Here is a 20,956-nt window from a genome sequence, read left to right on the forward strand (position 1 = left end):
TGCTAGATGATGCCCGGTGTTATCCGGATCAGCGTTGGAACCGGGGCATGAAACGCGGTTTTCACAGCCGCCTGCATTTCCTCCAGATTTCCCGGCGCGGCGGACAAGGCCCCGAAGGCCTCGGCCAATTTGCAGAAGTCGGGGTTCCGGGCCACAACGGCGTTGGGGGCGATCTGGCTGCGAACCATGCTGTCTTCAATCTCTTTCAGCTTACTGTTGTCCCAGAGGATGATGGGCAGAGACAGGCCCAGCTCAACTGCCACACCAAGCTCCATCATCGTGTAGTGAAAACCGTAATCCCCGGCGATCACGGCCGTGGGTTTACCCCGACGCCCAACCGCACCGCCGATCCCGGCCGGCAACGCATAGCCCAGCGTGCCGAACCCTGTCGGATGGTGCCAATAATAGGGATAGGCCATATCCCAAACTTCCTTCGCGACATAGGCAAACTGGGTCATGTCGGAATAGATCATCGTGTCGGCGGGCATGGCCTCGCGCAGGGCATCCAGCACCGGCAAGATCCCTGGACGTTCGGCATCGGATTCCGCCCGCCAGCGTTTCCGAGCTTCGGAGACTTCTTTTGCATTCCAACCCGTTGCCGGTCTCACCGCATCAATCGACGCCCAGAGGGCATGAGCAAAACTCTCACCATCAACCTGAAGCTTGATCCCCGCGCGGTGACGGTCGGACAGAACCTGAGGATCCAGATCGACTCGCACCAGATGAGAGGTATGCCCAAGCGTGTCGCGCCACAGGTCAACCTCACCCAACTCTGCCCCCACAGCGACCACAAGATCGGCCGAACCGATCACATCAGCACTGCCCGGGCGTGGCAGCGTGGCGCCGAAATCCAACGCATAGCCAAGCCCCGCCATCCCGCGTCCGGCATAGGTGGTGAAACACGCGGCCCCCAACTGGGACAGGATTTGCCGCCACAAATTGGACCGCGCCCCACCGCCCAAAATGAACAGCGGCCTGTTCGAGATGTTCAGCAAAGACATAAGCGGCGCCAAATCAGGTGGCACCACTTTGGATCGCAGACCGGGCTGATTGGGAAACGGTGCCGGATCAGCCTCGGCCTCAAGCTGGGCGATTGGCACCTGAATATGCTTGGGGCGCGGGCGTGAGAGTTCGAATTCCTCAAAGGCACGCTCAACCAGACCATAAGCAGCCTGAGCCGTATCGGCCTGGCGGGACCAATCCGCGACTGTTTCAGCAGCACCGCGTTGATCCTTCATTTGGTGCAATTGGCCTTGCACTGAATCTGTCTCGTCCAGACAGGACGACATCACCAGCATCGGGACTGAGTCCGTATAGGCCTGCCCCATCGGCGTCATGATATTGCACAGCCCCGGTCCGGTGATCACATAGGCCACGCCGGGCTTGCCGGTTGCACGGGCATAGCCGTCAGCCATGAACCCGGCGCCCTGCTCGTGACGGGCCAGTACATGCGTGATGCCTGCCTCTTCGATGCCCCGGTACATTTCCTGATTGTGTACGCCGGGAATGCCGAAAATCACGTCAACGCCGCGGTCTTTCAACATATGCGAAATCTGGGCACCCAGAGGTCTTTTCATCAACTTCTCCAGAATTGGACGGTAAACAGTGCATAGACCGCCAGCAGTTCCAGCCGCCCGACCAGCATACCGATGGACAGCAACCACTTTGCCGTGTCGCTCAGCCCTGCAAAGTTGCCCGCAGGACCGATCTGATCCCCCAGCCCCGGCCCGACATTGGCCAGCGCTGTCGCCGCCCCCGAGACGGACGTGATAAAGTCCAGCCCTGTCAGTGCCAGCGCCCAAGCCAGTACGCCCAACGAGAGCACGAAGAACATGAAAAAGCTCATGACCGAGGACAGAACGTCTGGCCCGATCGTGCGCCCGTCGTAGCGCGGGTTGAACACGCCATGCGGCGATCGGATACGGCTGATCTGAGTTTTGATCGAAGCGAACAACAGCTGATAGCGGAAGATTTTTATCGAACAGGCGGTCGAGCCCGCGCAGCCACCGATCAGGCCGATCAGGAAAAACAGCATGATCGGGAAGCTGCCCCACCCCATATAATCGACACTGGCATAGCCGGTGCCTGAAATGATCGATGTGATATTGAACAGGGATTCGCGAATCGCCTGTTCCGGATGATGCGGAAAGACCGAGGTCAAAAACACCGCCATTACCACGACCAGAACCAGAATGGTGGCCAGAAAAGTCCGAATCTGGCTGTCATGCCAAAGAGAGTTTGTGTTGCCGTTGGCCAACTGGACATAGCGCACGAACGGCAGCGCGGCGAGGATCATAAACACCGACGCGGCGTATTCAGCGGGGCCGGAAAACGTTCCGAATGAGGCGTCATAGTTGGAAAAACCACCCGTCGAGATTGTGGTTAGCGCATGCACAACCGCGTCGAAAAAACCCATACCCAGCCCGGCGTATACTAGGGCGCAGACAAAGGTCAGAAAGACGTAGATCAGAGAAATTTGACCCGCGATCTCTTGCGCTCGGGGCAGGATTTTCCCCATGGTTTCAAACCCTTCCGAGCGGAAGATTTGCATACCCCCAACCCGAAGTTCGGGCAGGAACACCATGGCTACAACGATGATACCGATCCCACCCAGCCATTGCAGCAACCCACGCCACAACAGCAAACCCTGCGGTAGATTATCAAGCCCGGATAAAACGGTTGAGCCGGTGGTGGTCAGACCCGACATCGCCTCGAAATACGCGTCGACAAAGCGCAGTTCGGTCTCACCGAACAAAAAGGGGATGGCGCCAAAAAGCGGTAGCGCTACCCAGACACCGGTGGTTAGCAAAAAGGTTTGACGTATCGTCAGACCTTCGCCCACCCCGTTCGAACAGCTGATGGACAGAACTACGCCCGTCAGCATGGTGATGACGCCACTTTCCAGAAATACGTGCCACTCGCCCCGACCTTCGATGAGGTCCGCAAGCATGGGAAGCATCATGGTCGCCCCTAGAATGGCGACCAACAGGCCAATCACATATCCAACCGGGCGCATGTCCGTCATGAGGCGCAGCGTTGGCGCGCCTGCACGACCGTGTCAAGCGGATGTCCCGTTTACTCGTCGGTTTTGCTTGCGGGTGTGGGCATCGCGGGCGGCTTCGAAGGCGCGCGTGTCCGGCGTTGAGGTGCAGCGGGGCTTGCGGTCTCGGCATTTGCAGCAACCGGCTTCGCCTCGGCCTTGGAGGCGGCTGGTTTGGCTGCGGGCGTTGCGGGTTTCGCAATAGGTGCAGCAGCTTTGGCCGCAGGAGCAGCGGATTTGGTTGCAGGAACAACCGGCTTATCGGTCTTAGCCTTTGGGGCTGCAGCTTTCGCAGTCTGAACCTTGGGCGCCGCTGGCTTGGACACCGTTTTGGGGGCTGTAGGTTTCACCGGGGCCGTTTTCGCTGCGGGCCGGGGTGCCGCTGTCTTTACTTCGGCTTTGGCGGCTACGGGTTTGGGCGAAGCTGCTTTTGCCGGAGCTTTTGGCGCAGCGGGTTTGACCGCTGTTTTTGCCACAGCGGGCTTGGGCGCGGGCTTTGCTGCCGAAGCGCTACGGGTGCGGGCTGCAGGCTTGGGCCCGACCGCGGGTTTGGCAGCCTGTGGTTTTGCTGCGTTTGCAGGTTTGGGCGCCACTGGAGAAGTCGTTGCCTTGGTTGCAGCGACCGTTTTTCTCGCTGGCGAGGCCGCCTTTTTGGCCGCGGCAGGTTTAGGCGATTCGGCTTTCGGTGCCACTGTTACTTTGGCGCGCGCGACCGGTTTGGTCTTAGGGGCTGCGGCCGGTTTGGGCTTAGCCGTCGCCACTTTGGACTTGAATTCCGGTCTCGCGGTCGTCGGCGCTGGAGAAGCGGACGTCACGTGCAGAGCATGTACAGGCGCAAACGGCAGCTCCATGGCGGAGGTGGCCAGAATTTGCATGATCTTCAGTTGGTTGCTAACTGCGTAGCCGGCCATACGGATGGCCGCCGCCTGAAATTCCAGCGGCTGGGTAATCGGATTCATTAGTCATTTCTCCTGTGAAAGCGACGCAACCTTCAAAGGGAAGAAGTACCCTGCTCCACCCGGTTGTCACGGGCGGATTGCCAAGGTTCGAAGTCCCGGGGCGTCTCACGTCTCGGCTTCCTCTCAGTGCGGCAATGCGGCTGATACGCGCGTATGCCACGGCTGCAATCCCCGTTACTTTACGTCAAACAAAGCGCGACCGCAGCATTTTTTGCTGCGGTGCGGCGAAAGTTCGCCATTTTGTCTAACTTCGAGACTTCAGGAGCCCACGAAGTTATCCGATATGGAAGAGGGTCGAGAACAAGCGTGGGTCCAGACTGGCCGAGACAAAGGTCGGGCCCTCGGTCAAAACCGACACTGCATCATGGCTGTGCAGGCTTTCCTGATGGCTGGCCACAACGCGAAAATCACCGACATGGTGATCAGCCTGAAGTTCGGCACAGAACAGGCGGGCGGCATCCTCAACAAAGATCGGGTTCGCGGCGTTTAACTCTGCAAAAGCCTGTTCGTCCTCGCGCTTGACCATAACCTGCGTTTCAGTTGGTACAGCACGACGGCAGAGCGCGATCAGATCTTCGAACCACAGGCAATCTGCATCGCAATCAACAACGACCGAAATGCGCGCGACCGACCGCTGGGAATGCGGCGTCGCCAACTGTCCACGCGTGGACCGCGCATGTTCGCTCAACTCAAGTGAGCACGGACAGGTCGAGGAATAGACATAGTCCAGATGCATGATCTTCTGGCGCACGCCATCCCGTTCGACCAGTTCCAGCGCGATGTCGTAATACTGGTATCCCTCAAGCCCCGAGCGCAGGCTCTTCACGCGATCCGGGTAGGAGAACCGCATCTGGATACGCGCATCAAAACTGTCCAGATCGGTCATATAGTCATCCAGCGCGGACTCCATGACCTCAAAGCTGAACGTGCGCTCGGCATGTTTATAGAATGAGCGCATGATCCGGGACATGTTGATGCCCTTCTTTTCAGCATCAAGGCTGACCGTACCGGTAACCGAAGTCTCCAGCGTCAGGTCGTCACCATGCTTGCGGTGGAACCGGATCGGCAGTCGGAAATTGGAAATACCCACGTGCTGAATCTGCTGTTTCGCTCCGCGGATCAGACTGGACGGACCATTCTGCAAATCGGGTAACGTCGCGCGATAGGCGGCATCAACCTCAAACCCCTCCGGGTAGTCTCGCGACAACGACGGGTAGTTCACAGGAACCAGCCCAGGCACCAAACGCGCAATGGCGGGATCAAGCTGACTGATCTCGGCCTCGGTTACGGTTTCGGCCCACTTGCGCAGCGTCTTCAATGCGGCGGCGGCCTCATCATGGTCAGGTGCGTCATCAATGCTGCGGGGGTGCACGTTCATCGATCGGGGCTCCTCGGGTTGATCGCCGGACTATATACAGCTTCGGCGCGTTTTCCACTGTAACCGTATACGCAGCAAAACACAGCCCGGATCGAATTTACGTGAGGGACACTTAAGTTGCGTCCCCCATCGGCAATTTCGAACTGGCTATAACAGGCGAATGGTTGCCGTTATTGCTGAGAAACGTCTAATGCGCGACAGATATCGGCAAGCAGGTCGTTTGCATCCTCCAGCCCGACCGAAAAACGGATCAATCCTGGCGTTATACCCAATTCGTCCTTTTGTTCGTCGCTCAAACGCTGGTGCGTTGTGGTCGCTGGGTGTGTTGCAATTGATTTGGCGTCACCCAGATTGTTCGAAATCACCGGGATCGTCAGCGCATTCAGGAACGCAAATGCCGCGTCCTTCCCGCCCTTGATGTCCAAGGACAGAACTGTTCCGCCCTTGCCGCCCAACTGAGTCTGAACCAACCCATTCTGCGCGTGGGTTTTCAACCCCGGATACAGGGTGCGCTCCAGAGCCGCGTGACCTTCTAGTGCCTCGGCAATGATCTGTGCGCTCTCGGCCTGCGCATTTACACGCAGGGCCATGGTTTCCAAACCTTTCAGCATGATCCAGGCGTTGAACGGGCTGAGCGCGCCGCCGGTATGTTTCATGTAGGGTTCAAGCGTGCCGCGGATGTAGTCTTTGGTGCCGATGACAACGCCACCAAGTGCACGCCCCTGCCCGTCGATATGCTTGGTTGCGGAATAGACGACCACATCGGCGCCCTGCTCGATCGCGCGCGAAAAGACCGGGGTAGAAAAGACGTTGTCTACGACCACCAGCGCCCCGACCGCATGGGCCAGTTTCGAAACCGAGGTGATGTCGATGACTTCGAGCGTCGGGTTCGACATGGATTCAAAGAACACCGCCTTGGTGTCCGGACGGATCGCAGCTTTCCATGCGTCCAGATCGGTGCCGTCGATAAAAGTAACCTCTACGCCATAGCGGGTCAGGATATTTTCCAAAATATACAGGCACGATCCGAACAGAGCCTTGGCGGACACAACGTGATCACCCGCTTTCAGGATCGAGGTTAGCGCACCATTGACCGCCGCCATGCCGGACGCAGCCGCAAATGCATCCTCGCCACCTTCCAGCGCAGCGATGCGCTGTTCGAACATCGACACAGTCGGGTTGCCGTAACGGGCATAGATGAACTCATCCGGGCCGGTCTCGATAAACCGTGCCTCGGCCTGTTCGGCGTTCTCATACACGAAACCCTGCGTCAGAAAGATCGCCTCGGACACCTCGTTATATTGGCTGCGACGGATGCCGCCATGGACGGCTTGGGTGCGTTTGTTCCAGCTCTCGCTCATGTCATTCCTCTCGGCCCTTGTCTGGCAAGGGCATCAAAAAAACCCCAGACGCGGTCAAGCGAAAGGGGCCTTTCATCCTGACCTTTTAGCGGTGTTGTTTAGCGTGGCCCGCAATCCGGTAACAAATCGCCACGTAGTGTTGTTGCCCTTACGCCGCGGTTGCAGACACGTCAACCCTTGCAACGGCATCGTCACGGTTCTGTAACCGCGCATTCACCAAAGCGTCATAGCGTTATGTCACATCGGCACCACAACATCTTGTATGAGGCAGAGCAATGCCAGTAATCAGGATCAATGCCATCGGTGATGTGTACGCCTTACACCGCAGCCCGCGCTCTCCGCTTGGAACCTTGCGGCAAACGCGTGACACGCAGGGGCCGGTCATCATCATGACCCACGGGTACAAGTATCGCCCTGACGACGCTAAGGCCTGTCCACACCGACACATCTTGTCACTGCACCCCACACCGATGGCATGGCATTGCCCCAGCTGGCCGCAGCAACTGGGCTTTGGTTCGGGCTTTGACGACGAAGGTCTGGGCATCGCATTCGGCTGGAATGCGCAAGGGCCGCTGTGGGCCGTTCGCCGCCGCGCGATCGAGGCCGGGCGCGTTCTGGCAAGCCTGATAGAAGAACTGCACCGCCTGAATCCGAAGCGACCGATTCATTTCATCGGGCATTCGATGGGCACCGAACTCGCACTCGAGGCGTTGCACCACCTCGCGCCTGGCTCGCTAAATCGCATCATCTCAATGTCCGGGGCCGTGTATCATAGCCGTGCGTTGGGTGCTTTGAGCACGCCCGCCGGGCAAATGGCTGAGTTCATCAATGTTACCAGCCGCGAAAACGACCTGTTCGATTTTCTGTATGAGTGGCTGATCCAACCGCCCAAGCGCGGCGACCGTAGTATCGGCATTGGCTTGCAGGCCCCAAACGCAGTCACGCTGCAACTCGATTGCGCCTATACGCTGGACCATCTGTCGCGCGTGGTCTTTCCGGTCGGTGACCCGCAGCGCCGTATTTGCCATTGGTCCAGCTATACCCGCCCCGGCGTTCTGCGCGTCTATAACGCCCTGCTGCGCAACGAGGGCCGGCTGAGCCTGCCCCTGATACGGCAGGGTCTGCCCAGAACATCCACCCGGCGCTGGTCACGGCTTTTTGCGTTGCCTCGCCCCAAAGCTCTCTTGCCGTTTGCTCAGAAAGCCTCATGATCGCATCAAGCTGAGGAGGCATCATGATCGACCTGTATTTCTGGCCCACGCCGAACGGCTGGAAGGCATCCATCGCGCTGGAAGAGATGGACCTGCCCTACACCACCCATCTGATCAACATCGGCAAAGGCGATCAGTTCGACCCCGAGTTTCTGAAGATTTCCCCCAACAATCGTATGCCCGCCATTGTTGACCCTGACGGTCCGGATGGCGCCCCGGTCTCGGTCTTTGAAAGCGGCGCGATCCTAATGTATCTGGCCCGCAAGACTGGGCGGTTTTACGGCAAAACTGAGCGCGACAGGATCGCCGTCGAAGAATGGCTGATGTGGCAGATGGGCGGCGTTGGTCCGATGGCCGGTCAGGCGCATCACTTTTTGAAATACGCCCCGCAACTGGATCCGCCGCAGGACCTGCCTTATCCAAAAGACCGCTACCGCGCTGAGGTCGGGCGTCTGTACGGCGTGCTGGACCGGCGACTGGCTGAGAACGAGTATGTCGCCGGCGATTTCTATTCCATCGCCGATATGTCGATCTGGGGCTGGGCCAGCCTGTGGGAAGGCCAACAGCAGGTATTGGATGATAAACCCCACTTCACCCGCTGGCTTGAGGCTGTCAGCGCCCGCCCTGGCGTTCAGGCCGGGCGTGCCCTACATGCGGAATTGCGTGGGGATCATCGGGATAAGCAATCGCAAGGGGTTTTGTTCAAGCGGTAAAAGGACTTGAACCCCCTACTGCATGTATTGCGAAATCAGCATTGCAGCTTCGTGTTTTCTGAGGACCTTCGCAGCCGTTGGTCCATATCCCCACTGCAAGCTTTCAAAAATGCCAGGGAATATTTCAGCGAGTTCCTTGTGCGCTTCATGCGCCATGCCTTTCAACGCGATGTCCCCCGGAAACAGACTTTCCGTAAGCGCACCGTTTGACACCACAATCTCATGCTGGTCGAAAATAAAGTGGTAGTAGACGACTCGGCAAGAATCCGAGGCGACCTCAATCCCCGGCAAGTCTAACAAGAACTTTGCAGGAACCAGAACGTCTGCATCCTCAAAAAGCAATTCCAGCCCGGCAGCAGAAACAAGTATCCGATGGTTGGGCGATACAAAAAGGTCAGATACTGGCAATCCTTGACCCAGTGCCCCTTTGGCAATTCTAACGGGCTTCAGATGACATTTGTCAGCATGTGAGACTTCAACCGACCGTGATCCGATCCACTTGATCTCTTTGGCCTGCCCCTCAGCGGTCATAACCAGATCGCCGACCTCAAGCGTTTCAACAGACTTTTCACCTGATGGCGTCCGGATCATTGTGCCCTGAACGAAACAAGGGACATCGACGATTGCATCCGGATCTGTCGTATCCGGCGCATTGTCCGGTGTCACATTTGACGGGCTAGAGTCGTATGCAACACCCGGCACCAAGGGTTCAGAGGTTATATAACCCGCAAGCACGCCATCCACTTCAACCCTGTATACGGTGATTATACCGCCGTCGGGATCTGAAAGCGCATAGGACTCTTCAAGATAGATATTTCCGTTTTCTGTAAGGCCGGAAATGGGATTGCCGTCCAGATCAGTAACAAGACCTTGTTGGGTCAGGTCATCCCCGTTTTCATTGTTGAAGCGGTCACCATTGAAATCCGTACCATTGTCAGGGTCACCGTTGACAAGCGGCGGTGGCCCGGGTTGGTCTTCAACATTGAATACGCGCCGGTCTGTGCTCGGATCGTATGTTGGTGACAGAGTGACTGTGCCAAAACCAAAAAACGTCACCGATATGACGTCAGGCGAGTAACCTATGTAGGAATAGTTTGCCACATGAAACCTCGAACCATTTACGGTGCTCAATGTTCATCGATGCTAATGCCTTATGTCCATGAATTTCTGCAATGCCCCCCTAAAATGCAAATATTCTATTTTTATTGTATCTTTCCTGCCAGTTCACACGACTTCCCCTCGTACCAGCACATCCAACATCCCCGAGATATCTTCGATCTCTTCCGCGATCACATGGGTCACCGAATGCGCCCGCTGCATCCGGCCGGTGACCTTCAGCAACCGCCCCGAAATCACCGCGCGGCGGAATTGTTCGTAGATCTTGCGCCAGACCACCACGTTTACGATCCCGGTCTCATCCTCGAGCGTCAGGAAGATTACCCCCTTGGCCGTCCCCGGCCTCTGTCGCAGGATCACCAGCCCGGCCACGGCAACGCGCGCGCTCTCGGGCGGGTCGTCCAGCCGGTCAGAGGGTAGACAGGCAGGCGGGCGCGGCCAGTCCCGGTTTGAAACCGCAGAGCGAACAGAGGCAACAAGCATGAGAACAAAAATAGAACATACTGCCAGAAAGTCCAGACACGGCGTGATGAGTCGCAAATGAGACTGGAAAGACCTAAATGCCTTCACTAAGGAAGAATTCGACAATCGAAAAAGGAAGACGCACGCAATGGCAAAGATCACCTATGTCGAGCACAGCGGTACCGAACATACAGTCGACGTCGCCAACGGGCTGACAGTGATGGAAGGTGCCCGTGACAATAATATTCCCGGCATCGAGGCCGATTGCGGCGGCGCCTGCGCCTGCTCGACCTGCCATGTCTACCTGCACCCTGACTGGGTCGAAAAAGTTCCGGCCAAGGACGACATGGAAGAAGACATGCTGGACTTTGCCTACGAACCCGACCCTGCCCGCTCACGCCTGACCTGTCAGATAAAGGTCACGGATGAGCTGGACGGTCTGGTCGTACAGCTGCCCGAAAAACAGATCTGATGATCTGTAAAGCGCCGCGCCTGCCCGCCCGCCTGTGGCACTCTCGGGCACGCGGCGCGCTGCTGGCGTTGAGCTTGTGGCTAACGGTAGGATATCCCGCAGTTGCCGAAACGATCACAAGCGCCCGTTTTACAGAACCCACCACTCGCTACGCTCATGGTGTCTTAGGCGACAAAATCGAGTACGGCGCGCTGGAATTGACGGTACAAGGCAGCGCGCTCACCGTTCGGCTGACCTCAGATCGCGTATTTGAAGATCTTGCTCCAAGGCTAGTAGATATCGACCTAGATGGCACACCAGAGGTTATCGTCGTCGAATCTCACGATAAGACGGGCGCTCAGTTGGCGATCTATGACAGTGAAGGCAGGAAAATTGCTGCCACACCTCACATAGGCACCCGATTCCGTTGGCTCGCCCCGATTGGCGCGGCGGATCTGGATGGCGATGGCTACATGGAAATCGCCTATATCGACCGGCCTCATTTGGCCAAGACCCTGCGCATCTGGCGCTTCAAGGATGGTAACCTGGCCGAGGTCGCCTCGCTGCCCGGACTGACCAATCATCGCATCGGCGAAGACTTCATCACCAGCGGGATCAGAGATTGCGGCACCGGTCCCGAACTACTCGTCGTCAGCGCTGACTGGCAACAGATCGTCAGCGTCAGCCAAGGCACGGGCTGGAAAACACGGGCCGTGTCTCCGTTCAGCCGCCCAGCAATGAAGCAAGCTTTGGCCTGCTCGAACTAGACCCATCGCAGCCCGCACCAGCGGGCTGTCCGGCCCAAGGCCTGTGGCGTTGCATCTTTGATGCAGCGTCAGGGCGCGGGAGCCTTTGGGGCTAAAGCGCCCGCCAACCGATATCGCGGCGGAAAAACCCATCCGGCCAGTTGACGCCAGCCACCATTCCATAGGCCCGATCCCGCGCTTCCTGCAGTGTATCGCCCCGCGCGGTGACATTCAGAACACGTCCGCCCGAAGCCACAACCTGCCCATCAGAGGACTTGGTTCCGGCATGGAACACCATATTACTGCTGTCTTCAGGAAGGCCGTCCAGCCCTTTGATAACTGTGCCCTTTTCATACGACCCTGGATAACCATTCGCTGCCATCACAACGGTCAGAGCGTGATCGTCAGCCCAGTTCACACGCGCCTCTCCTAACCGCCCTTCAGCTGCGGCGTGCATCAGGTCCATCACCTGTGCGCCCAGACGCATCATCAAAACCTGACACTCCGGATCGCCGAAGCGTACGTTGTATTCTACCAGACGCGGCTGACCGTCCTTGATCATCAGACCGGCATAGAGAACACCCTGAAACGGCATCCCGCGCCGTTTCATCTCGGCCACTGTTGGCTTGATGATCTCTTCCATCGCACGCGCTTCAATCTCGGCGCTTAGAACCGGCGCTGGGGAATAGGCGCCCATACCGCCGGTGTTCAGGCCCGTGTCGCCCTCACCCACGCGCTTGTGGTCCTGCGCAGTGCCAATGGACAGGATATCCTCACCATCACACAACACAAAAAGAGACGCCTCTTCGCCCTCCATGAACTCTTCAATGACGACCTCGGCGCCAGCACCGCCAAATACACCGCCGAACATGTCGTCGATGGCTTCCAGCGCGGTTTGCTCGTCCATCGCCACGATCACGCCCTTGCCTGCGGCCAGACCATCGGCCTTGACCACGATCGGCGCGCCCTGTGCGCGGATGTAGTCTTTCGCCGGCTCGGCTTCGGTAAACCGCGCGTATGCCGCTGTCGGAGCGCCGGACGCATCGCAAATCTCTTTGGTAAAGCTCTTCGAGGCTTCCAACTGCGCCGCCTCTGCCGAAGGGCCAAAAACCAGCACGCCAGCCTCGCGCAGACGATCTGCCACACCGGCGGCCAGAGGCGCCTCGGGGCCAACGATCACAAAATCTATCGCATTCTCTTCGGCAAAGCTGACAACGGCCCCGCCGTTTTCGATATCCAGCGCAGCACAATCCGCGATCTGCGCGATCCCCGCATTGCCCGGTGCCACGATCAGACGGTCGCATTTGGGGTTCTGCATCACCGCCCAGGCCAGGCTGTGTTCCCGCCCACCACTGCCGAGAATGAGGATATTCATGACTGCTCTCCGATCTGCTTGGCCTCGCCTTGCGGGCGTTCTAAGCTGGGCGGGCATTTGACACAAGGCGCTGAAATGTCCGACCTGCTTGATGACCCAATTCCCGGTCAAAACACCCCTGAATACACCGTTTCGGACATCTCGGGAGAGGTGAAACGCACGCTCGAAGGCACATTTGGGCGAATCCGTGTGCGCGGCGAGGTCGGGCGCGTGTTCAAGGCGCGATCGGGGCATTTGTACTACGACATCAAAGATGACCGGAATGTGCTGGCCTGTACCACATGGAAAGGTCAGGTTTCTGGCCTGTCCGTTGTCCCCGAAGAAGGGCTTGAGGTCGTTGTCACAGGTCGGCTCACCGCTTTTGGCGCGCAATCGAAATACAATCTGAACGTCGATGAGGTCGCCGTTGCCGGGCAAGGCGCGCTGATGGCGCTGCTGGAAAAGCGCAAAAAACAGCTTGAGGCTGAGGGGCTGTTTGCCCCGGAACGAAAAAAGCCGTTGCCCTACTTGCCGCAGATCATCGGCGTGGTGACCTCACCTTCAGGAGCAGTGATCCGAGATATTCTGCACCGCTTGCGCGACCGCTTTCCGCGCAAGGTGCTGATCTGGCCGGTGGCCGTTCAGGGCTCGAACTGTGCGCCCGAAGTTGCGAACGCAATCGAAGGTTTCAACCAACTGACACCCGGCGGAGCCCTGCCTCGCCCCGACCTGATCATCGTCGCCCGAGGTGGTGGGTCGATCGAAGATCTGTGGGGCTTTAACGAAGAGATCGTCGCGCGCGCGGCGGTGGCTTCGGACATTCCGCTGATTTCAGCCGTCGGGCACGAAACCGATACAACCCTGATAGACTATGTTTCCGACCGCCGCGCACCAACACCAACCGCCGCCGCCGAACTGGCCGTGCCCGTGCGGATGGAGTTGCTGGCCTGGACCGGAGAGCAAGGAGCGCGCCTGTCCCGCGCCGCAACCGACGCAGTGCAACGCCGATCCCAACGGTTGCGCGACCTGTCTCGCGCACTGCCGCGCCCGGACAGCCTGTTGAACACCCCCCGACAACGGCTTGATTTAATTGCAGATCGCCTAGCGCCAGCACTGGAACGTGGCGTCCAAAATCGCCACTTGCAAGTGGTAAAACTGTCGGCCCACCTACGCCCTTCGACCCTGCGCAACCTCGTGACTAGCCGTCAGGAAGCAGTACGCAACCTGTCCTCACGCCTGTCCCTGCGCCCTATTCAGCGCGAGATCGAAGTGCAACGCCAAACCATCACCCGATTGGCCGAGCGGATGAACGTGGCACAGGCAACGCGACTGGATCGGATGCGGCAACAACTGGACGCGACCGACCGCCTTCGCGAAACGCTCAGCTACAAGGCGACGTTGCTGCGCGGTTACGCCGTGGTTCGCGTCGATGATCATGTGGTGACAACGAAAGAGCAGGCCCAGAAGCACAGCTCACTACAGATCGAGTTTGCAGATGGCGTTTTGTCCACAGGCCAACCCACTTCACACCGGTCAACGCAAAAGAAAACACCTAAGAAAGACGCGCCAGATCAGGGTTCACTCTTCTGAGCGCGCCCTACACTCCAACGTCCGGCCCATAGCAGATCATCTCTTCGTCGATATCTTCGGCTTCATAAAGCTCCGACTGCGCCGGGTCGCCTTCGAACTGAGCAAGCAGACCATTCCCTGAACGAGTGAAAACCCAGCATTGCGGGGCCAATCGATCTTCGTAGATAAAACAGATCTGGTCGTCCTGTTCATACCAGACGCCATACTTACAATTGCCATCCAGAAACGACCAGATGACGCGGCGATTAGGCAAGTACCGCTCGACCCCGTAGACCTTTCCCTGAAAGCCATAATACAGCGTTTTGCCACGCGTATATTCGTCGAAATCCGACGCCGTCAGCGCTGTTTGAGCCGACACTGAAAACGCGGGCAGCAGAAGAAGAATCGCTAGGTATCTGAACATGAGCACATTGTGTCAGATGCGGTTCCCCGGTGCCATCGCCATTTCCGCAAAACAACCTGCCTCGACGTCACCGGTTGAGGCGGAACTAAAACCCGTAACATGCTGCAAGAAAAACGGGGGAAGTTTTCATGGCAACCGCATTGTTCTGGCTCGCAGGTCTCTGTGCTCTGGTCTATCTTCCTCTGTCCCCGCGCCCGGCCAACGCCTCGCGGTCGCTGCTGAAAACCGCATCGGTTGCTCTTTTGGCTATAATAGCGCTGCTACATGCCGCACCGCTTCTTCTGGTTCTGGCGCTGGCCTTGTGCGCCTTGGGCGACGCTTTGTTGTCGCGTGAGACGGACAGCACCTTCATGGCTGGCATCGGAGCTTTTGCCGTGGGGCATCTGGCTTACATCGCGCTGTTCCTGACCTATCCTGCCAGCGACCTCACATTGATTTTCGACAAGCCCGGCTTTTTCTGGTCGCTCACCATCCTTGGGATCATTGCCGCTACGTTGCTCGCCCCTCGTGCCGGAGACCTCAAAATCCCCGTTCTGGCCTATATCCCGATCATTCTGGGGATGGGAATAACCGTTCTGGCGCTGCCCGAAGCCGGCGCCCTACGGTGGGCGCTGCCTGCGGCCCTAGCCTTCATCGCGTCCGACCTGATCCTGGCGACCGAAAAGTTCCTGTTGCCTGCAGGCCATCCGGCCCTGAAGATCACGCCCTATCTGGTTTGGCCGCTCTATTGGGGTGCGCAGGCCGGTTTGTTGACCGCATTCCTCTGACCCTTTGCAACTGCCGCAAATCCGCATTAGGTGAGGTGAACACCTGCGGAGACCAAAAATGGCGTTTTTCTCAAAGCTCAAGGACAAGCTGTTCAAATCCTCGTCCCGCCTCGAACAGGGGCTTGAGGCCATCGTCGAGGACGGCGGCGAGGAAACGACCGCGCCCGACCCGATCATCCCTGAGCCCGAGCCGCAGCCGGAACCCGTTCCGGAAGTCCCGCAACCTGTCCCCGAAGTACCGGACCCCGCGCCTATTCCGCAACCGGTCGAGGTGCCTGAACCGGCGCCTGTCGATCCGACCCCTGCCCCGCCCCCGCCCGAGGCTGCCCCCGCAAAGGGCGTGCTGGGCCGTCTGTTCGGTCGCAGCGAGGCCAAAACCGCCGTCCGCCGCACACTGGACGACGACATGCTGGAACAGCTCGAAGAGTTGCTGATCGCCTCGGACATGGGTGTCGACACCGCCCTGCGCGTTGCTGCAAATATGGCCGAGGGACGCTATGGCCGCAAACTTTCGACTCAGGAAATCAAGCAGCTTCTGGCGCAGGAGGTTGCCCGCGTCATGGAGCCCGTTGCCAAGCCCCTGCCCATCTACTCCAAACGGCCGCAAGTGGTACTGGTCGTTGGTGTCAACGGATCAGGTAAGACCACCACAATCGGCAAGCTGGCCAGCCAGTTCAAATCGGCCGGCAAAAAGGTCGTGATCGCCGCCGGAGACACCTTCCGTGCCGCCGCGGTCGAACAGTTGCAGGTTTGGGGAGAACGCGCTGGCGTACCCGTCCTAACCGCTCCCGAAGGGTCCGACCCCGCCAGCCTCGCCTTCGATGCCCTGACCAAAGCGCAACAAGATGGCGCCGATCTATTGATGATCGACACCGCAGGTCGTCTACAAAACCGCGCCGACTTGATGGAGGAACTGGCCAAGATCGTTCGCGTCATCCGCAAGGTCGACGACACAGCACCGCATAACACCCTGCTGGTGCTGGACGCCACCACCGGTCAGAACGCCCTGAGCCAGGTGGAAACTTTCCGCAATTTGGCCGATGTTTCCGGTCTGGTCATGACAAAACTCGACGGCACCGCCAAAGGCGGCGTGCTGGTTGCTCTGGCAGACAAGTTCGGCCTGCCTATCCACGCCATCGGCGTCGGTGAACAAATCGACGATCTTGCCCCCTTTGACCCCGAAGAATTCGCCGCTGCCCTCACTGGCCTGGACCAAAGCTGATCCCGCCCTCCATCTGGCCGCAAGTTTCCTCCGGGGGTCTGGGGGTGGAAAACCCCCAGCCTCTCCTCCAAGCACAAAGACCTGACACTTGAGCGACTGGCTGATCTCTCTAGAAGGCACCGAAGCAGGCCACCAGCTTGCGCTGGGGCTGGCCCTGATGGCGGCTTTTCTGCACGCGGTCTTTGGCGCTCTGCAAAAGGGCCGCCACGATCCCTGGTTGTCGCGCGGTGCCATCGATGCGAGCTATTGCCTGCTGGCGGCCCCCTTCGCATTTTTTATCGTCCCTTGGCCGGAACCCTACATGTGGCCAATCTTTGCCACAGTATGGGTGATCCACATCGCTTACAAAACCCTGCAAGCAATGGCCTATACGAAGGGGTCCTATACGGTCGTTTATCCTGTTGTCCGCGGCACCGGCCCGCTTTTCACCGTCATCGGTGCCTATCTGTTGTTCGGCGAGACTTTTACCGGAACCCAGTGGTTCGGCGTGGCCGTCTTGTTGGCCGGGATCTTCGGATTGGCGGCCTACAATTTTCGCTTTCTCGAAACCAACCGCGAGACGTTAGGCATTGCACTGGTTCTGGCCGTCGCAACCGGCCTGTTCGTGGCGCTCTACACGACCTATGACGCTTACGGCATTCGCGCCACCGCCGACCCTTTCACCTTTCTGGCCTGGTTCTTCATGATCGACGGGGCCGCGATGCCGATCTATGCCTTCCTCAGATGGCGTGCGATGATCAACCGCCCAACCATCGGCCCGCTGATGTTACGCGGCCTGGCAGGCGGTATTATCGCTCCTTTGTCTTTCGGAGCTATCATGCTGGCCACAAGGCTCGACAAGGTCGGCGAGGCCGCTGTCTTAAGGGAGACCTCGACCGTCTTCGCCGCCCTCATAGGATGGCTGGTCTTGAAAGAAACCGTGGGCCCCAGGCGGATCGGGTTGATGGCATTGATTGCACTCGGCGCCGTAATAGTTGAAATGGGCGGGTAAGCAGCAGGAAGAACCGATGACAGGCGAAAAAAAGATCAATCCGTTTTTGAAACAGGTGCTGGAGCTTGGCCCCCCGCTGGCCTTTTTCTTCATCTACCTGCGGCTGCGAGACGACAGTTTTCTGATCGGCGGTGTTGAATATTCCGGCTTTATCATCGCCACGATCATCTTTGTCCCACTGATGCTGGCCGCCATGGGCGTCCTGTGGTTCCTGACCGGCAAACTCAGCCGGATGCAGATTTTCACGGCATTCATGGTGATTTTCTTTGGCGGCCTTACCGCCTGGTTCAATGACGAGCGGTTCTTCAAGATGAAAACCACGCTGGTCTACGGGTTCTTTTCGGTGATCCTTGGCATCGGTCTGCTGCAGGGTAAGTCCTATCTAGCTTATGTTCTGGACGAGATGCTGCCGATGCGCCACGAAGGTTGGATGATCCTGACCCGTCGGCTTTGCGGTTGTTTTGCGGTTCTGGCCGTTGCCAACGAGTTCGTCTGGCGTACGATGTCGACCGACCTTTGGGTCAAGATCGAAACCTTCGCTTTCCCGATCGCGCTCATGGTATTCCTGATGCTGCAATTCAATCTTCTGCAAAGCTATATGGACGATCCCGACAGCCAATAACGGAACGCACAAAGGCAGCTCTCGCCTCATGCGAAGGCAGAAACTCACATAGTTCCCACACGTCAGGCGGGTACAATCGGACAATAATCCTTGGCTAAACGCCAAAGCTGTGGAAAGTTGTGACACCACTCACAGCCGGAGCACCCGAAACTCATGACGGCTTTTCCAGACAGCGGCTTTCTGTCCGATGCTTCAGACAGACTGAAAGCCATGCTTGCCGCACAGGCGACTGAAATTTCTCTGGAGCGTGGCGAGGTTCTGTTCGAGCAAGGCGATGAAGGTGACGCCCTTTACGCTATCCTTGAAGGAACGCTTGAAGTGTCCTTTCTGGCCATGAGCGGGCGCAAACTGTCGCTGACCCTTATGCGCCCCGGCGAGGTCTTTGGCGAGATTGCCCTGTTCGATAGCGGCCCCCGCACTGCCACTATTGCGGCCGCCGAACCTTCGAGAATATTGCGGGTGCGGCACGGCGATGTGATGGGTCAGGTTCGGCAACATCCCGACCTTGCCGTCGATCTGATCCGTTTGGCCGGCCTGCGAATGCGGTGGATGGGATCACAACTGAACGAGCAGGTCTTTCTGCCGATGCCGATCCGCTTGGCCCGCAAACTGTTGCACCTGTCCGAACTGCAGGATGACCCGTCCACGCGGATTACCCTGTCACAAAGCGAACTGGCCGAATTCGTGGGTGCCACAAGAGAAGCTGTATCCAAGACTATCTCTACCTGGAAACGCGACAACGTGGTTGAGGCGTCGCGTGGCGGGCTGCTAATTCAGGACTTCGACGCCCTGCGGGAACTGGCAGATTCCGACCTGATCTGACCCTTGTGACCTGCTTCACAGACCCTGGGCGGCGTTAAGCCTATCGTCATAACTGTTACCGTAGGAGGTCAGAGAATCATCCCCGATATCTGTCCACTGACCTCTCCCTGTATCAGGGCCACGCGCCTTCCAAGCGCGTGGCTCATTACCTCCCAGCACAAATAAAGGCCGGAGAATTACCTCCGGCCTTACTTCATTTCTGATAAAGCTACTTACTCGCTCAGGCTCAGCGCCACAAAGCGAGGTTCACCGCCGCGGCGAACCAGCAGCAACAGCGATTTACGCCCTGCCTCGCGCGCCTCTTCCATGCGCGCCTCAAGGTCCTCAATCGTGCTGACCTTTTGCTGACCGGCCTCGGTAATCAGATCACCGGCACGCAGCCCCTTGGAAAACGCTTCCGACGCCTCGTCTACAGCGGTCACAACCAGCCCTTCTGCATCCTCATCCAGACCCAGATCAGTCCGCAGCGTATCGGTCAGCGGTGAGATCGTCAGACCAAGAACATCGGCATCTTCTTCGGCCGGGGCCTCCGGAGCGCCTTCGTCATCGCTTTCAGCGCGTTCTGCGTCCTCACGACGGCCCAGCGTTACAAGAACGGTCTGAGTACCCCCGTCGCGGTGCACCACCACGCGAACCGATTTGCCAACAGTGGTTTCGCCAACCTGACGGACCAGACCGCGCGTATCCTCGACCTCGACTCCGTCAAAGCTGAGGATCACGTCACCGGCCAGCAGACCGGCCTCTTTCGCCGGGCCATCCGGCACGTCACTGATCAGCGCGCCGCCGGGCTTGTCGAGGCCAATCGCTTCGGCCATGTCCTCGGTCACGTCCTGAATGCGCACGCCCAGCCAACCGCGACGTGTCTCACCGAACTCGCGTAGTTGATCGACAACCTTGACCACCACGTTGGACGCCATTGAAAAGCCAATCCCGATCGAGCCACCGTTCGGCGACAGGATCGCAGTGTTCACGCCGATCACCTCGCCATCCATGTTGAACAGAGGACCGCCCGAGTTGCCCCGGTTAATGGCCGCGTCAGTCTGGATATAGTCATCATAAGACCCGCTCAGCGCCCGGTTCCGGGCCGAGACAATGCCAGCTGAGACCGAAAAACCCTGACCCAGCGGGTTACCCATCGCGATCACCCAATCACCTACTCGCGCGATGTCGCTGTCACCGAATTTCACATATTGCAGCGGGCCCGTGGCCTCGACCTTGAGCAGTGCGATATCGGTTTTCTCATCCGTGCCGATCACCTTGGCGGGCAGTTCCTTCACAGGCTGACCGTCGCCAGGGAAAAACTCCACAAGGATTTCATCAGCTTCAGCAATGACGTGATTGTTGGTAACTATATAGCCGTCCTCGGATATCACAAACCCTGATCCCAGCGCATTGCTGCGACGCGGGCGGTTGCCGTCGTCACCGTTGCGGTCCTGAAACTCGCGAAAAAAGTCTTCGAACGGAGAGCCCTCGGGCACGATCCCCTGCGGGCCTGTCTGCCCTTCGATCAGCGTTGAGGTTGTGATGTTGACCACCGCAGGGCTGATCTTTTCGGCCAGCGGCGCCAGGCTTTCGCCCCGCGCCTGCGCGGCGACGGTCTGAGCCAGAACAAGCAACATCCCCGCAAAAGCCAGCCACATCAGCCGCATGAAACCAACACTATCGTCCCGCTGGACGGAAATACTTCGTGCTTGTGCCTGCACTTGGGAACTCCTTGTCGACAATTCTTCTGTGGCCGCCCCTCGGCA

General features: G+C 58.4%; 20 protein-coding genes and 1 riboswitch. Of the genes, 10 read left to right on the forward strand and 10 right to left on the reverse strand.

Annotated elements, in window-relative coordinates:
* Positions 1 to 2 precede the first annotated feature (2 nt).
* From ACXAGD_RS09860 to metZ, 5 genes are all read right to left on the reverse strand, one after another.
* Positions 3 to 1,577, reverse strand: a complete 1,575-nt coding sequence (locus ACXAGD_RS09860; RefSeq protein ID WP_475210143.1) for a thiamine pyrophosphate-binding protein — start codon at positions 1,575 to 1,577, stop codon at positions 3 to 5.
* Positions 1,577 to 3,025 carry a TrkH family potassium uptake protein gene (locus ACXAGD_RS09865; protein ID WP_475210144.1) on the reverse strand — a complete coding sequence of 483 codons (1,449 nt, stop codon included), beginning with the start codon at positions 3,023 to 3,025 and terminating at the stop codon, positions 1,577 to 1,579. Before ACXAGD_RS09865 ends, ACXAGD_RS09860 begins: the two co-directional genes overlap by 1 nt.
* A gap of 50 nt (positions 3,026 to 3,075) precedes the next feature.
* Positions 3,076 to 3,999 (reverse strand): hypothetical protein, encoded by a 924-nt coding sequence (locus ACXAGD_RS09870; RefSeq protein ID WP_475210146.1) that lies wholly within the window; start codon positions 3,997 to 3,999, stop codon positions 3,076 to 3,078.
* A 274-nt stretch (positions 4,000 to 4,273) separates the two neighbouring features.
* Positions 4,274 to 5,377: a GTP cyclohydrolase FolE2 gene (gene folE2 / locus ACXAGD_RS09875; RefSeq protein WP_475210147.1), complete on the reverse strand. Its 1,104-nt coding sequence runs from the start codon at positions 5,375 to 5,377 to the stop codon at positions 4,274 to 4,276.
* Between the two features lie 170 nt (positions 5,378 to 5,547).
* On the reverse strand, positions 5,548 to 6,738 hold the full coding sequence (gene metZ, locus ACXAGD_RS09880; RefSeq protein WP_475210148.1) for an O-succinylhomoserine sulfhydrylase: 1,191 nt from the start codon (positions 6,736 to 6,738) through the stop codon (positions 5,548 to 5,550).
* Between the two features lie 65 nt (positions 6,739 to 6,803).
* Positions 6,804 to 6,881, reverse strand: a riboswitch (SAM riboswitch).
* 132 nt (positions 6,882 to 7,013) lie between these two features.
* On the opposite strand from metZ, the gene ACXAGD_RS09885 reads away from it, so the two are divergent.
* On the forward strand, positions 7,014 to 7,949 hold the full coding sequence (locus ACXAGD_RS09885) for an alpha/beta hydrolase (protein ID WP_475210149.1): 936 nt from the start codon (positions 7,014 to 7,016) through the stop codon (positions 7,947 to 7,949).
* Between the two features lie 23 nt (positions 7,950 to 7,972).
* Positions 7,973 to 8,662, forward strand: coding sequence for a glutathione S-transferase N-terminal domain-containing protein (locus ACXAGD_RS09890; protein ID WP_475210151.1), 690 nt, complete (start codon positions 7,973 to 7,975; stop codon positions 8,660 to 8,662).
* A 15-nt stretch (positions 8,663 to 8,677) separates the two neighbouring features.
* Here ACXAGD_RS09890 and ACXAGD_RS09895 read toward each other — a convergent pair whose 3' ends face one another.
* Together ACXAGD_RS09895 and ACXAGD_RS09900 are read right to left on the reverse strand one after the other, a co-directional pair.
* Positions 8,678 to 9,763 (reverse strand): Hint domain-containing protein, encoded by a 1,086-nt coding sequence (locus ACXAGD_RS09895; protein ID WP_475210154.1) that lies wholly within the window; start codon positions 9,761 to 9,763, stop codon positions 8,678 to 8,680.
* Positions 9,764 to 9,886: 123 nt separating this feature from the next.
* Positions 9,887 to 10,261, reverse strand: a complete 375-nt coding sequence (locus ACXAGD_RS09900; RefSeq protein WP_475210156.1) for an OB-fold nucleic acid binding domain-containing protein — start codon at positions 10,259 to 10,261, stop codon at positions 9,887 to 9,889.
* Positions 10,262 to 10,388: 127 nt separating this feature from the next.
* On the opposite strand from ACXAGD_RS09900, the gene ACXAGD_RS09905 reads away from it, so the two are divergent.
* Both ACXAGD_RS09905 and ACXAGD_RS09910 read left to right on the forward strand, forming a co-directional pair.
* Positions 10,389 to 10,712, forward strand: coding sequence for a 2Fe-2S iron-sulfur cluster-binding protein (locus tag ACXAGD_RS09905; protein ID WP_475210157.1), 324 nt, complete (start codon positions 10,389 to 10,391; stop codon positions 10,710 to 10,712).
* Positions 10,712 to 11,458, forward strand: a complete 747-nt coding sequence (locus tag ACXAGD_RS09910) for an FG-GAP repeat domain-containing protein (RefSeq protein WP_475210158.1) — start codon at positions 10,712 to 10,714, stop codon at positions 11,456 to 11,458. The genes ACXAGD_RS09905 and ACXAGD_RS09910 overlap by 1 nt, the downstream gene beginning before the upstream one ends.
* A gap of 91 nt (positions 11,459 to 11,549) precedes the next feature.
* Here the strand turns inward: ACXAGD_RS09910 and purD are convergent, their stop codons facing one another.
* On the reverse strand, positions 11,550 to 12,812 hold the full coding sequence (purD, locus tag ACXAGD_RS09915) for a phosphoribosylamine--glycine ligase (RefSeq protein ID WP_475210159.1): 1,263 nt from the start codon (positions 12,810 to 12,812) through the stop codon (positions 11,550 to 11,552).
* Between the two features lie 75 nt (positions 12,813 to 12,887).
* Here purD and xseA point away from each other — a divergent pair, with 75 nt between their 5' ends.
* Positions 12,888 to 14,381 (forward strand): exodeoxyribonuclease VII large subunit, encoded by a 1,494-nt coding sequence (gene xseA / locus ACXAGD_RS09920; RefSeq protein ID WP_475210160.1) that lies wholly within the window; start codon positions 12,888 to 12,890, stop codon positions 14,379 to 14,381.
* Positions 14,382 to 14,388: 7 nt separating this feature from the next.
* Here xseA and ACXAGD_RS09925 read toward each other — a convergent pair whose 3' ends face one another.
* Positions 14,389 to 14,784 (reverse strand): hypothetical protein, encoded by a 396-nt coding sequence (locus tag ACXAGD_RS09925; RefSeq protein WP_475210162.1) that lies wholly within the window; start codon positions 14,782 to 14,784, stop codon positions 14,389 to 14,391.
* A gap of 128 nt (positions 14,785 to 14,912) precedes the next feature.
* Here ACXAGD_RS09925 and ACXAGD_RS09930 point away from each other — a divergent pair, with 128 nt between their 5' ends.
* The 5 genes from ACXAGD_RS09930 to ACXAGD_RS09950 all read left to right on the forward strand — a co-directional run bounded on the left by ACXAGD_RS09930 (position 14,913) and on the right by ACXAGD_RS09950 (position 19,208).
* Positions 14,913 to 15,551: a lysoplasmalogenase family protein gene (locus ACXAGD_RS09930; protein WP_475210163.1), complete on the forward strand. Its 639-nt coding sequence runs from the start codon at positions 14,913 to 14,915 to the stop codon at positions 15,549 to 15,551.
* Between the two features lie 58 nt (positions 15,552 to 15,609).
* Positions 15,610 to 16,773 (forward strand): signal recognition particle-docking protein FtsY, encoded by a 1,164-nt coding sequence (ftsY, locus tag ACXAGD_RS09935; protein ID WP_475210164.1) that lies wholly within the window; start codon positions 15,610 to 15,612, stop codon positions 16,771 to 16,773.
* A gap of 88 nt (positions 16,774 to 16,861) precedes the next feature.
* Positions 16,862 to 17,764 (forward strand): EamA family transporter, encoded by a 903-nt coding sequence (locus ACXAGD_RS09940; RefSeq protein ID WP_475210165.1) that lies wholly within the window; start codon positions 16,862 to 16,864, stop codon positions 17,762 to 17,764.
* 16 nt (positions 17,765 to 17,780) lie between these two features.
* Positions 17,781 to 18,386, forward strand: coding sequence for an inner membrane-spanning protein YciB (locus tag ACXAGD_RS09945; RefSeq protein WP_475210167.1), 606 nt, complete (start codon positions 17,781 to 17,783; stop codon positions 18,384 to 18,386).
* 153 nt (positions 18,387 to 18,539) lie between these two features.
* Positions 18,540 to 19,208 (forward strand): Crp/Fnr family transcriptional regulator, encoded by a 669-nt coding sequence (locus ACXAGD_RS09950; RefSeq protein ID WP_475210168.1) that lies wholly within the window; start codon positions 18,540 to 18,542, stop codon positions 19,206 to 19,208.
* 212 nt (positions 19,209 to 19,420) lie between these two features.
* Here ACXAGD_RS09950 and ACXAGD_RS09955 read toward each other — a convergent pair whose 3' ends face one another.
* Positions 19,421 to 20,857, reverse strand: a complete 1,437-nt coding sequence (locus ACXAGD_RS09955; RefSeq protein ID WP_475212540.1) for a DegQ family serine endoprotease — start codon at positions 20,855 to 20,857, stop codon at positions 19,421 to 19,423.
* Positions 20,858 to 20,956 lie beyond the last annotated feature (99 nt).

The organism is Ruegeria sp. ABF4_144 (genome assembly GCF_056160045.1).